This is a genomic window from Pseudomonas sp. 91RF, from assembly GCF_003576265.1.
In the GTDB taxonomy this organism is placed as follows: Bacteria; Pseudomonadota; Gammaproteobacteria; order Pseudomonadales; family Pseudomonadaceae; genus Aquipseudomonas; species Aquipseudomonas kribbensis.
Genome location: NZ_QWFC01000022.1, coordinates 129,392 through 144,052 on the forward strand (window position 1 = coordinate 129,392; position 14,661 = coordinate 144,052).

2 protein-coding genes are annotated in these 14,661 nt (G+C 63.5%); both read right to left on the reverse strand.

Annotated elements, in window-relative coordinates:
* Positions 1 to 25: 25 nt before the first annotated feature.
* Entirely contained in the window at positions 26 to 973 is a 948-nt protein-coding gene (locus DXT77_RS09760) for an alpha/beta hydrolase (RefSeq protein ID WP_119427487.1), read from the reverse strand.
* A 63-nt stretch (positions 974 to 1,036) separates the two neighbouring features.
* Positions 1,037 to 14,659 (reverse strand): non-ribosomal peptide synthase/polyketide synthase, encoded by a 13,623-nt coding sequence (locus DXT77_RS09765; RefSeq protein WP_119427488.1) that lies wholly within the window; start codon positions 14,657 to 14,659, stop codon positions 1,037 to 1,039.
* Positions 14,660 to 14,661: the final 2 nt, after the last annotated feature.

Sequence of the window (14,661 nt, forward strand, 5' to 3'; positions counted from 1 at the left end):
GACGCACACATCAGGCCAACGGGTTTCAGACCGTTTCGGGATACATCACGGTGCGCAGCACGCTCACCAGTTCCTGATAGATCGTCTCCACCTCTTCGGTGACCATGCGCATGCGCAAAAAGTCATGCACGTGGCCGCTGAATTCGCGGCATTCAAGCAACCCTCCGGCGCTGGCCAGACGCTCGGCGTAGGCGCGGCCTTCATCGACCAGCGGATCGAAGCCTGCCAGCGCCACGTAGGCCGGGGCTGCGCCGTTGAGGTCGGGACTCAGCAGTGGCGAGAAGCGCCAGTCGCTGCGATCCTCGATGCTGCGGGCGTAGTGCTGATAGAACCATTCCAGCGTCTCGCTTTCCAGCAGGTAGCCTTCGCCGAGCAAGTCCATCGACTCACGACGCTGCGAGGCGTCGGTCACCGGGTAGCAGAGCAATTGCAGGCACGGTTTCAGCGCGCCGGCGGTGCGCGCCTCAAGCGCCAGCACGGTCGCCAGCGTGGCGCCGACGCTGTCGCCGCCAAACACCAGGCGCGACAGATCGAGATCGAATTCACCGGCCTGTTCGCGCAACCAGTCCAGTGCATCGGCACAATCGTGCAACGCCACCGGGAATCTGTGTTCCGGCGCGCGGCGGTAGCCGACCGACAGCACGGCACACGGCGTGCGCGCGCAGAATTCACGGCAAATGCCGTCGTGGGAGTCGAGGCTGCCGACGACAAAACCACCGCCGTGCAAAAACAGCAGCACCGGCAAGACACCGCCCCTGTGCAACGGACGGTACAGCCGCAGGGTCAGCTCGGCGCCGTCGCGGGCGAGATGTCGCACCTCACTCACCTCGACATCCGGCACCTCCCAACGCATCTGTTGCGAGGACTGCTCGAACGCCTCACGGGCCTGCTCGGGTGTCCCTTGGTGAAACGCGTCGTTCCGACTGTCTTCGACCAGATCAAGAAACGCCGCTACTTCAGAATTCAATGACATGCACCCCATCCCGGGCCGATGCGCACAATGCGCACCGGCCCTCTCAAAAAGTTAAAGACCGGCTCAACGCGCCGACTGTTGCAGGCAATGCTCGACCAGCGCTTCCAGCTCGGCCTGATACTGCTGCATCAAGGTCTCGATAGTGCTTGGGCGGAAGCGACGGGTGCTGTACATGCAACGCATCGACAGCTTGCCGTCGAACACCTGACCGACGATTTCCAGCCAGTTGCCGAGGTTGGCATCCAGACTGTAGACATCGCCGATGTGCTCGTCCGCGGGCATCAACATCGCCTGCTCATCAAAGGTCTGGTCGAACTGCCCCAGGTAGTTGAAGGTCAGCCGCGCCTGTGGCAACGCCGCCAGACGCTGTTGCACCGACGCATCGGCCATGTAGCGCAGCGCGCCGTAGCCGACGCCTTTCTGCGGCACGGCGGCCAACTGCTCGCGTACCGCCAGGATCGAGGCGCCGAAATCCTGCTCCGCCAACGGCGCCAGCCGTACCGGGAACATGGTGGTGAACCAGCCGAGCGTGCGGCTCAGGTCCAGCCCTTCGACCAGGTCCTCACGACCGTGCCCTTCCAGTTGCACCAGCACCGATTCGGCCTCGCTCCAGCGACATAGCACACGCCCCAGAGCGGTCAACAGCAGATCGTTGATCTGCGTGCCGTACACCGCCGGCGCCTGTTTGAGCAATTGCCCGGTGCGGGTGGCGTCGAGGCCCATGAACGTTTCCTCGCGAAAACGCACCAGGTTCTTGCCGCGCGGGTTGTCACACGGCAGATCCTTGCCCGGCTGATCCAGTTGTCCGAGCCAGTAATCCAGCTCTTGCGCGACCAGTGCCGGCACCTGCGCCGCCAGGCCATCGGCCCAGGCGCGATAGCTGCTGGTACGCTGCGCCAGTTGCGGCTCGCGGCCCTGACTGAACGCCTCGTAAGCCAGTTGCAGGTCTTGCAGGAACACCCGCCACGACACCGCATCGATCACCAGGTGATGCACCACCAACAGCAGGCGCACCTCGCCGTCCGGCAGATTCACCAGCAGGCCACGCATCAACGGGCCGTCGACCAGATTCAGGCTGCGTTGGGTTTCGTTGACCAATGCGTCCAGTTGTTCGATGTCGCTGATGTCCCGCTGCCACAGCAACGGGTTCTGCTCGGCGATGCGCAAGCTGTCCTGCAACGTTTGATAGTGCTGCAACCAGCGGCCCTGATCCTGATAGAAGCGCAGCCGCAACGAGTCATGCTGCGCCAGCATCAACCGCAGCGTCTGCTCCAGCGCCGGGGCGTCCAGCGCCTGGCGCGAACGCAGCATCATCGCCTGGTTGAAATGATGCGGTTCGCTCATGCCCTCGGCGAAGAACCATTCCTGGATCGGCAACAGACCAAACGCACCCGCCTGCGCGACGTGGCTGTTGTCGGCAGTCTGGCTCGAGCGGGTGACCGCTTGCTGGTCGAACAGGTTGCCAATGGTCTGGAAGCGCATCAGGTCGCGCAGCTTGATGTCCAGTTTCAGTTGCGGATGGTTCCGCGCCCGGGAAATCACTTGCAGGCTGAGAATCGAATCACCACCCAACTCGAAGAAGTTGTCGCTGATACCGACCTGCTCCACTTGCAATACGTCGGCCCAGATATCGGCCAGCCAGCGCTCCTGTTCGTTGCGCGGCGCCTGATATTGATCGGCGCAAAACTCGGGCTCCGGCAGCGCCTTGCGATCCAGTTTGCCGTTCGGCGTGATCGGCAGGCGCGCCAGCCCAATGATCTGCAGCGGCACCATGTATTCCGGCAACTGTGCACGCAACAGGGTCTTCAGACGGTCTCCGGCGTTGTCGTCGGTGCTGACCACGTAGCCGATCAACTGTTTGCCGGAGACGCCGTCACGGGCGATGACCACGGCATCGGAGACACCGTCCTGAGCGCGCAGGCAGGCTTCGATTTCACCCAGCTCGATGCGGAAACCGCGAATCTTCACTTGATGGTCGGCGCGGCCGACGTAATCGAGGATGCCGTCGTGACGCAGGCGCACCAGGTCACCGCTGCGGTACAGACGGCTGCCCGGCGCCCCGAACGGATCCGGCACGAAGCGCTCGGCGGTGATGGCCGCACGGCCATGGTAACCACGGGCAACCCCGTAGCCGCCGATGTACAACTGGCCGGACAAGTCCTGCGGCAACGGATTGAGATCGTCGTCCAGCACCCACAGCGAGCGTTGACCGACCACTCGCCCGATCGGCGCATAGGCGGCAGCGCAGGCTTCATCGTTCGGCGCTTTCCAGAGCATCGGCGTGACCACGGTTTCGGTCGGGCCGTAACCGTTGGTGATGAACTGCGGCTGCAACACGCGACGCACTTGCGCCAGGGTCTGCTCCGGCACAGCGTCACCCCCCAGGCAATAAATGCGCACTTTCGGCACAGCCATGCCGCTGGCCTCGACGTACTCGGCCACCTGTTTGAGGTAGGCCGGCGGGAAGCAGGCGATATCGATCGAGCGGTTGAGCAAGGCGTGGCTGGTCTGCTCCGGCGTCCACAGTTCATGATCGCGCAGCACCAGGGTGCCGCCGAACGCCAGCGTGGTCAGCCAGCGTTCATGGGCGCCGTCGAAGGCGAACGACATGAAGTGCAATTCGCGCGTGCCGGTGTCCATCTCGTACAACTCGCGGATTGCCTGGCAATGCATGCTCAGCGGTCCGTGGGTCACCGCCACACCTTTGGGCAAACCGGTGGAGCCCGAGGTGTAGATCAGGTAGGCGAGACTGTCATCACAGGTCTGTACCTGCGGTGCCGTGACCGGGTACTGATTACCATCAAAAAGATCGAGATCAAGCAATGGCAAATTCGCCGGCAATGGCAAACGCTGGCTGGCAGCGCCACGGCTGATCATCTGACGCATGCCGGAGTCTTCGATCATGAAGGCCAGGCGATCGGCCGGATAGTCGATGTCCAGCGGCACGTAAGCGGCGCCGCTTTTGAACACGGCGAGCAAGGCCACCAGCATGTCGAGCGAACGTTCCAGTGCGACACCGATCAGCACTTCCGGACCGGCACCCGCCGCTATCAGATGATGCGCCAGCTGGTTGGCACGGCGCTCGAGTTGCGCGTAGCTCAACTGCTCGTCACCACATTCGGCGGCAATGGCCTCGGGGCGTTGCGCGGCAATCATCGCCGGCAACAGCTCGCGCCGGTGCACCGCCGCCGGTTCTGCGCCCCACTGCTGCAAGGCCTGCCATTGTGGCGCGGCCAGACGCTGCAGGTTGCCCAGACGCTCCGTCGGCTGCTGCATCATGCTGTGCAGCAACACTTCCATGGTCTGGCGGATCCGCTCGACCGCTTCGACACTGAAACGATCACGCAGGAACAGGTACTCGATGGAGAACTCTTCACCCAGATGCACGGCCAGGTCCATCGGGAAGTTGGTCACGTCATGGCTGGCCGAGGTGCCGAAGCGCAGGCCGCCCGGTGCCTGTTCCAGACGCTGGTCGATCGGGTAGTTCTCGAACACGATGATGCTGTCGAACAAGGCTTGCCCGCCCTGCCCCGACCAGCGCTGAATGTCCGCCAGCGGTGCGTGAGCATGTTCACGCAGATCGAGGTTATAGGCCTGCAGACTGCTCAGCCAGGCATTCAGCGGCTGCGCCGGATCGAGGGTCTGGATCACAGGCAGGGTGTTGATGAACAGCCCCAGCATGCTGCCGGCATTCGGCAACCCTTCCGGGCGCCCGGCCACGGTGGCACCAAACGCCACGCTGTGCTGACCGGTGTAGCGCTGCAACAGCAGCAACCACGCGCCTTGAATCAGCGTGTTGGCGGTGATGCCCTGAGCCCGGCAGTGCTGCTGCAACAAGGCTGTCTGCTGTGCATCCCAACGGGTGTACAACGCCTGGTGGCCGTGTTCGGCGGACTCATGACGCGGGTGCATCGCCTGACTCAGCGCGGTCGGTTCGACCAGCGTCTGCAAGTGGCCGCGCCAGAATTGCTCGAGTTGCGCCGAATCCTGCTGCTGCAACCACGCGATGAAGTCGCGATAACGTCCACTCTCGCCTTCGACCAGGCCGGTGGCGTAGTGCTGCAGTACCTCGCCGAACAACTGCGAACTGCTCCAGCCGTCCATCAAGATGTGATGGCTGGTCCAGATCAGCTGGTACTTGTCGGCGTCCAGACGAATCAGGCGCGTGCGTTGCAACGGCATGCGGTCCAGTTCAAAGCCCTGAACCCGCTGCTGACGGGCGAACTCGGCGAGTTGCGCCTCATCCATCGGCGTGTCCAGCGCTTGCAGGTCAACAACACCCTGACGATGGACGACCTGCACCGGTGACGCCTGGCTGTCTTGCCAATGGAACGACGTGCGCAGGATTTCGTGACGCTGTACCACGCATTCCCATGCGGCACGGAAGCGCTCGATATCGAGGCCTTCCACCGACAGGTTGAGCTGGTTGACGTAAAGATCGTCGCCATCATCGGACAAGGTGTGGAACAACATGCCCTGCTGCATCGGCGACAACGGATAGATGTCTTCGATGTCCGCGACCGGCACCGGCAAACCGTCCAGGCGCGTCTGGCCCAGCGCTGCCAGCGGGAAGTCCGACGGCGTCAGGCCGTGGTTGCCCGGGGTCACGCAGTGTTCGATCAGCGCGGTCAGTTCACGCCCGTATTCATCGGCCACGGCCTGCACGGTCGCGGTGTCGAACATCTGCTCGCTGAAGCTCCACGACAGACTCAGCTCACCGCCATACACCTGACCGTTGACCGACAGCCAGTTACCCAGCGGGGCGCGCTCGCTGAGGTCACTGCCGGCACTTTCGCCGGCCGGCAGGAACAGCGCAGCCTCGTCGAACTGGCTATCGAACTGGCCGAGGTAGTTGAAGGTGATTTTTGGCGTGGGCAGTGCTGCCAGCGCCTCACGCGCCGAGGCATCACCCAGATAACGCAAGGCGCCAAAACCGATGCCCTTGTCGGGAATCGCACGCAGTTGCTCCTTGATCTGCTTGATCGAATCAGCAAAACCGCCGGCCGGCGTCAGGTGCACCGGGAACACGCTGGTGAACCAGCCGAGGGTGCGGCTCAGATCGATATCGTCGAACAGGTCTTCACGACCATGACCTTCCAGCTGAATCAGTGCCGAGGCATGCCCGCTCCAGCGGCTGATGACCCGCGCCAGTGCGGTCAGCAGCAAGTCGTTGACCTGCGTGCGATAAGCCGCCGGGGCCTGTTGCAGCAGTTGCCTGGTCAGCTCAGGCGCAAGGCGCGTCTGCACACTTTGCGCATAGCGGTTTTCCAGGCTGCCGTCCGGGCGCTCGCACGGCAAAGTGGCGATTGCCCCCTGCAAATGCTCACGCCAGAAAGTCTGTTCGTCATCGAGGCTGGCACTATGCGCCTGCAGGCGTTCGGCCCAGGCTTTGAAGGCGCTGGTCTTGGCCGGCAACGCGACCTCGAGCCCGGCCTGGATCTGGCTGAACGCAGTTTGCAGGTCTTCCAGCAGGATCCGCCACGAGACACCGTCGACCACCAGGTGATGCACCACCAGCATCAGGCGCTGAGTGTGGTCCGGCAGATCGAACAGCACACCGCGCAGCAGCGGACCGTCGAGCAGATCGAGACTGCCCTGGGCCTGCTGACCGATCCCTTCGATTTCAGCCGGATCCGTCAGCGTGCGCTGCCAGAGCAGTTCCTGCGCAGGCTCGACCGGACGGTGAGTGGCTGCCCAGCCCTCGGTCGTTTCACTGAACGAAAGGCGCAAGGCATCGTGATGCGCGACCAGTGCCTGAAGCACCTGCGCAACGGTCTCGACGTGCAGCGTCATCGCCGGTTTGAGCAGCAACGACTGGTTCCAGTGATGGCGCTCGGGGATCTCGCTGGCGAAGAACCATTGCTGGAACGGCAACAACGGGGTCGTACCGCTGACCGGCCCCTGATCGATGCTCAGCACCGTACCGCCGGCCTGTGCCACCGCCGCCAGTGCCTGCACGGTCTGGTGCTGGAACAGATCCTTGGGTGTGAACTGGATTCCGGCCTGCCGCGCACGGCCGACCACTTGAATCGAGATGATCGAATCACCGCCCAGCTCAAAGAAGTTGTCCGTGGCGCTGACCCGCTCGAGGCGCAGCACATCGGCCCAGATCGTGGCGATACGCTGCTCCATTTCATTGCGCGGCGCCACGTAGCTGTTCTGCATCAGACTGGCGTCCGGTGCCGGCAGCGCCTTGCGGTCCAGTTTGCCGTTCGGGGTCACCGGCAGGTTCGCCAGCACCATCAAGTGCGCCGGCACCATGTGCGTTGGCAGGCTCTCTTTGAGAGCGTTACGCACGCTGTCGCGCCATTCCCCCAGATGTGCTTCTGCCACCGGCTGTGTCGGCACCAGATAAGCCACCAATTGCTTGCCGCTCGGCCCGGCATGCGCCAGCACCACGGCTTCGCGCACGCTGCTCAGTTCCAGCAGGCGCGCTTCGATTTCGCCCAGTTCGATGCGGAAACCACGGATTTTCACCTGGTTGTCGACACGCCCCTGATAGTCGAACACGCCATCGGCGCGCTCGCGCACCAGATCGCCGCTGCGGTACAGACGACTGCCCGGCGCCCCGAATGGATCGGGTACGAAGCGTTCGGCGGTCATTGCCGGACGGTCCAGATAACCCCGGGCCAGCCCGGTGCCGCCCAGATACAACTCGCCCATCACGCCCTGTGGCAATGCGTTGAGATCAGCGCTGAGCACACAGGTGCTGCGGTCGCCGATCCGCGTGCCGATCGGTGCATAGGCAGCGCCACACTCGTCGTGGCGCCCGGCCTTCCAGATCAACGGGGTGACCACGGTTTCAGTTGGCCCGTAACCATTGATGATGTACTGCGGCGCCAGTGCGGCACGTGCCCGTTCGAAACTGTCGTTGGGCACGGCATCGCCGCCGAAGCAGTAGATGCGCACCGCGGGCGGCTGGCCGACGTGTTCGGCGTGCTCGGCCAATTGCTGCAAGTACACTGGGGGGAACGCCGCCACCGTCACGCCATGCTGTTGCATGGCGGCATAGGTCTGCTCCGGGCTCCACAGGCTGTCATCGCGCAGCAACAGCCGCGAGCCATGGGTCAGCGGGGTCAGCCAGCGTTCATGAGCGCCGTCGAAGGCGAACGACATGAAGTGCAGTTCGCAATCGCCCGGGGTCATTTCATAGCGCTGGCCGATTGCCTGGCAATGCATTGCCAGCGGTCCGTGTTCCACGCACACACCCTTGGGTTGTCCGGTTGAACCGGAGGTGTAAATCACATAGGCAAGGTTTTGCGCATGTACCTCGACCTGCGGCGCAACGTCTGGCCATTCGGCGGTCGGCAGCGTGTCCAGATCCAGCGCACGCAAACCGGCGTTCAGCGGCAACCGCGTGCGCAGTTGCGAATCGCTGAGCAGCAGCGCGATGCCCGAATCTTCGATCAGGTAGGCCAGGCGCTCGCGCGGATAACTGGCATCCAGCGGCACGTAAGCACCCCCGGCCTTGAGCACCGCAAGCAAGGCCACCAGCATCGACGGGCTGCGCGGCAGCGCTACGCCGACACGCACTTCCGGCCCGACGCCTTCATGGATCAGCACATGCGCGAGGCGGTTGGCCTGGCTTTCAAGCTCGGCGAAGGTCAACGCCTGATCACCACAACGCACGGCTTCCTGTTGCGCCTGCTGCGCCGCAATCACTGCGATGCGCTGATGCACCGGCAACAGATCCGTGCACGGTTGCGCACGATTGTTTTCCTGCAAACGGCGCTGTTCTTCACGGCTGAGCAGGGTCAACGCGCCGAGGCGCGCATTCGCCGACTGCACGAACTGCTCCAGCAGCGAGGCCAGTTGCGCGTGCAAGCGCACAATCGCATCCGGGCTGAAACTGGCGGCGGCAAAGCTGTAATGCACCGACAGGGTTTCACCGAGGTTGACCCCGACCGTCAGCGGGAAGTTGGTTTGTTCACGGGTGTCGACCGCGCCGAAATTCAGGCCAAGCGACGAGCCTTGCTCCAGCGCTTCGGAGATCGGGTAGTTCTCGAACACCAGCAGGTTGTCGAACAGGCCATCGCTGCCCTGCCCCGACCAGCGCTGGATATCGGCCAGTGGCGTGTGTTCGAAATCACGCAGGGCGATATTGAGTTCCTGCACGGTTTGCAGCCACTGGCTGACCGTCAGCTGCGGTTCCGGACGGGCAATCACCGGCAAGGTGTTGATGAACAGACCGACCTGCTGCTCGACCCCCGGCAGATTGGCCGGACGCCCCGACACGGTGGCGCCGAAGGCCACCGTCGGTTGCCCGGTGTAACGTTGCAACAGCAACAGCCACGCCGCTTGCACCAGGGTGTTCAGGGTAACTTTTTGCTGACGGGCAAACTCGCTCAAGCGCAACGTGCCTGTGGCGTCGATCCACTGCTGATAGTGTCCGGTACCGCCCTCGGCGCTCGCCGAACGGTCCGCCAGCCCCTGGGCCAGGCGGGTCGGCTCATCAAACCGGGCCAGACGTTCAAGCCAGAATTGCTCGCTGAGCTGACTGTCCTGACGCTGCAGCCAGGCGATGTAATCGCTGTAGCGGCCGACGGGCGCAACAGGCACTTGCCCGGCATAGCGTTGCAGCACTTCACCGAGCAACTGCGAGTTGCTCCAGCCGTCGAGCAAAATGTGGTGACTGGTGTAGAGCAGTTCGTGACGGTCTTGCGCGGTGCGCACGACCACCAGGCGCAACAGCGGCACCTCGCTCAAGTCGAACGGACGGTTGCGCTCGGCCTCGGCCAGCGCATCCAGCGCTTCGCCTGGCTGGCCGCGCCAGTCGTGAACGGTGAACGGCAACGTGGCCGAGCGTTCGACGATTTGCAGCGGCCGAGCTTGCTCGCCTCCCCAGACAAACCGGGTGCGCAGAATGTCATGGGCCTCCAGCGCCGCTTGCCAGGCCTGACGGAAACGCTCGACATCGAGCCCTTCCACCGACACCCGCATCTGGTTGATGTAATCGCCCGAGCCCTGCTCATACAAGGTGTGAAAGAGCATGCCCTGCTGCATCGGCGACAGCGGATAAACGTTGTCCACCGTTTGCGGATCGGTGATCAACTGATCGAGCTGCGCCTGAGTCAGGTCAGCCAACGGGAAATCCGACGGCGTCACGCCACGGTTGTGCGTATCACAGCAATGGGCGATCAGCGCATTGAGTTCTTGTGCATAGTCGTCAGCCAGACGCTGGATCGTCGCCTGATTGAACATTTCGTGGCTGAACGACCAGCTGAGGTTGAGCTCACCGCCATAGACCTTGCCGTTGATGTCCAGCCAGTTGGCCAGCGGTGCCAGCGAGCTCTGTTCGCGACCGGTGCTCTCACTGGCGGGCACAAACAGCGCGGCCTCGTCGAACTGGCTGTCGAACTGCCCCAGGTAGTTGAAGGTAATGCGCGGCACCGGCTGCGCGGCGAGTGTCTGCCGCGCGTGCTCATCGCCCAGGTAACGCAGGGCACCAAAACCCAGGCCTTTGTGCGGCACGCCACGCAGTTGTTCCTTGACCGCCTTGAGCGAGTCGGCCAAACCCATGGCCGGGGTCAGGCGTACCGGGAACAGGCTGGTGAACCAGCCGACGGTGCGGCTCAGGTCGATGTCATCGAACAGCTCTTCACGACCATGACCTTCGAGCTGGATCAGGGTCGAGGCCTGACCGGTCCAGCGACAGATCACCCGCGCCAGTGCCGTCAGCAGCACATCGTTGATCTGCGTGCGATAAGCGGCCGGCGCCTGCTGCAAGAGCTGGCGGGTCTGATCTGCATTCAAGCGGGTTTCCACGCTCACCGCGTGACGGTTTTGCAAGGTCGCTGCCGGGTTGTCGCAAGGCAGATCGGCAGGCGCCTCGCCCAACTGTCCGGACCACCACGTCAGCTCGCTTTGCAGCTCACCGCCGGCGAACGTTTGCAGGCGTTGCGCCCAGTCCTTGAACGGGCTGGTCTTGGCCGGCAGTTTGACGGTCTCGCCGTTCTGCAACTGCTCGCAAGCGTTCTGCAAATCTTCCAGCAACACCCGCCAGGACACACCGTCGACCACCAGGTGGTGGATCGCCAGCAACAAGCGCTGGCTGCCGTCGGCCACATTCAGCAGCACGGCGCGCAACAGCGGGCCATTTTGCAGATCAAGACTGCCTTGAGCAGCGTCGCATACCGCTTCGATTTCGTCGGCGTGCTGCACGCTCGCCTGTTGCAGCAACGGCCGGTTATCCGGCGCGCGGTGCGTGGCCGTCCAGCCTTGAGCACCTTCGCTGAAGCTCAGGCGCAAGGCGTCGTGATGTGCAACCAATGCCTGCAAGGCGTGTTCGAGGACATCGGCGTCGACCGCTTGCGAAGGTTTCAGCAGCAGCGACTGGTTCCAGCGCTGACGCTCGGGAATCTGCAGTTCGAAGAATCGCTGCTGGAACGGCAGCAACGGCGTGCTGCCGGTGACGGCGCCCTGCTCGATGCCGAACGCCGCTTCGCCACGCTGGGCAACCCGGGCCAGACCTTGCACGGTCTGGTACTGGAACAGATCCTTGGGGGTGATGCGCAGGCCGGCCTGACGTGCACGGCTGACCACCTGGATGGAGATGATCGAGTCACCGCCAAGGGCAAAGAAGTTATCCGTGACGCCCACCTGCTCCAGCCCGAGCACGGCCTGCCAGATCTCGCACAATTGCCGCTCGTTATCGTTGCCCGGCGCAAGATAGGTGTGCTGCTCCAGCGCCGCGTCAGGCTTGGGCAGCGCCTTGCGATCAAGCTTGCCGTTGGGGGTCAGCGGCAGTTGTTCGAGGAACAACAAATGCGCCGGCACCATGTATTCCGGCAGGTGCTCGCGCAGGCCGGCCTTGAGCACTTCACGCAGGCGCGCTTGCTCTTCGGCATTGCCCAGGGCACCGCTCGGCACAATATAGGCGACCAGTTGCTGACCGCTCGCGCCTTCCTGCGCCAGTACCGCCAGTTCGCGCACCGCTTCTTGCTGCAGCAGACGCGCTTCGATCTCGCCCAGCTCGATGCGGAAGCCGCGCACTTTGACCTGATGGTCGATACGCCCGACGTATTGCAGGTTGCCGTCAACCTGATAACGCGTCAGGTCACCGGTACGGTAGAAACGCTCGCCCGGAGCGCCGAACGGGTTCGGCAGATACTTTTCTGCGGTCAGCGCCGGCCGGGCCAGGTAACCGCGCGTGATGCCGGCACCGGCCAGATACAGCTCGGCGGCGACACCTTGCGGCACCGGTTGCAACTCGCCGTCGAGGACATAGCTGGCGGTGTGTTTCAGTGGCCGGCCGATGCTCGGCTGGCCACCCGCCGTGCGCCGTGTCCAGGTTGAATAGGTGGTGTCTTCCGACGGGCCGTACAGGTCGAAAACATGCTCGACCGTCGGTTGCGCATACAAAGTGTCGACCAGCGATTGCTTGAGCGGCTCGCCGGCCAGATTGATGATGCGAACGCTCGGCGGGATCTCGCCGCTGCGTTGCAGGGCGGCAATCGCCGAAGGCACGGTGTTGATCAGGCGCACCTGATCGCGGGCCGGCAACTGCGGCAATTCCAGCGCATTTCGGGCGATGATCAGCGAACCACCGTTGGCCAGGGTGACAAACAGCTCCCACACCGACAGGTCGAAACACACCGACGTCGAGGCCAGCACGCCTTGAATATCGTCGCGGCTGTACACCGATTGCGACCAGTCGATCAGCGCCAGCACGTTGCGGTGGGCAATCGCCACACCTTTCGGTTTGCCGGTGGAACCGGAGGTGTAAATCACATACGCCAGGTTGTCGGCCGACACGCGCGTTTGCGGCGCATGCGCGGGATACGCGACGAAATCCTCGGCGGCGTTGTCCATCAGCATCACGTCGGTGTCCGCCGCAATCGCCAGACTGGCGGCGACGTCCCGTTCAGTCAGCAGGCACAGTGCACGGCTGTCTTCGAGCATGTAGGCGACGCGGTCGGCCGGGTAATCCGGGTCGAGCGGCACGTACACGCCCCCGGCCTTGAGCACGGCCAGCAGCGCGACCAGCAGATTCTCCGAGCGCTGCATCGCCACACCGACGCGCACCTCCGGGCCGACGCCTCGCTCGATCAAGGCATGCGCCAGCGGGTTGGCCCGTGCTTCAAGCTCGGCATACGTCAGATGCCGTTCGGCGAAGGTCACCGCGCGTGCATCCGGGGTCTGCGCCGCCTGACGAGCGATCAACTGATGAATGCACAGATCGCTGGCAAACGGTGCGTCCACCGGGTTCCAGTCGTGCAGCAATACCTGCCGTTCACCGGCATCGAGCAGCGGCAACTCGCCGACGCGCTGTTGCGCATCGCTGACGATGCCCTTGAGCAGCGCCTGCAAATGCCGGCCCATGCGCTCGATGGACGCGGCTTCAAACAGGTCGGTGGCGTAGATCAGCGAGGCCCACACACCTTCCGGCGATTCGTGGGTTTCCAGAGTCAGGTCGAACTGCGCCGTGAGGCTGTCCCAGTTCACACTTTCAACCGCCAGCCCCGGTAATTGCGTGGCCTGATTGGCCTGCCGCGCGCCACTCTGATGGTTGAACATCACCTGGAACAACGGGCTGCGGCTCAGGCTGCGTTCCGGCGCCAGGGCTTCGACCAATTGCTCGAACGGCAGATCCTGATGCGCCTGCGCGCCCAGCGCCGATTGCCTGGCCTGGGCCAGCAAGGCGCTGAACGTCATGCTGCTGTCGAGGGTGGCGCGCAGGACCTGAGTATTGACGAAAAAGCCGATCAGCCCTTCGGTTTCCGCGCGGTTTCGGTTGGCAATCGGCACGCCGATGCGAATGTCGTCCTGACCGCTGTAACGATGCAGCAAGGTCTGGAACGCTGCCAGCAACAACATGAACATGGTCACGCCTTCACGGCGCGCAAGCTCTTGCAGGCCTTTGCTCAACGCCACGTCCAGCTGCATGTCCAGACGTGCACCGCGATAGCTTTGCACCAGCGGGCGCGGATGATCGGCCGGCAGCTCCAGCACACCCGGATCCGAGCCCAGATGTTCGACCCAATAGCTCAATTGCCGCTCGCGCTCACCGGCGTCCATCCAGCTGCGTTGCCACTGGGCGAAATCGGCGTACTGGATCGGCAACGGTGCAAGCGTGGCCGGTGCGCCCTGACTGAACCCGGCATAGAGTTCGATCAGTTCGCCGACCATCACCTGCATCGACCAGCCATCGGAAATGATGTGATGTTGCACCATCACCAGAACGTGATCGTCCGGTGCCAGCCGCAGCAGGCAGACCCGCAGCAAGGCGTCCCGTTCGAGGTCGAACGGTCGGGCAATCTCGGCTTCGATGGCCGCGCGCAAACGCGGCTCATCGACTTCGCCGTCCAGCTCGCGAACCTCGATCTGCAAGGCAAACGGCGCCTTGATCAGCTGAATGGCCCCGTCCTGATCACCTCGGGCAAACCCGGTGCGCAGACTTTCGTGACGCTCGATCAGCGTATCGAAACTGCGCTGCAGGACCGCCATGTCCAGGGCGCCGCGCAAGCGCAACGCCGTGGGAATGTGGTACGCCGCGCTGTCCGGCTCCATCTGCCAGAGAAACCACTGCCGCTCCTGGGCATAAGACAAAAGCAGCGGTTCACCTTCGGTGCGCCGGAAAATCGGCGCGATGCCATAAAGGTTAATGCCCTGTTTGCCCAGTAGAATCGCCAGCGCCTTGCGTTTCTCGGGAGAAAGCGCGCCTACCGATTCAATCAACTGCTGCATGC

Excerpts from the sequence above, each read along its gene's own strand:
- DXT77_RS09760 (WP_119427487.1), bottom strand. The coding sequence starts at position 973 with ATGTCATTGAATTCTGAAGTAGCGGCGTTTCTTGATCTGGTCGAAGAC.
- DXT77_RS09765 (WP_119427488.1), bottom strand. The coding sequence starts at position 14,659 with ATGCAGCAGTTGATTGAATCGGTAGGCGCGCTTTCTCCCGAGAAACGC.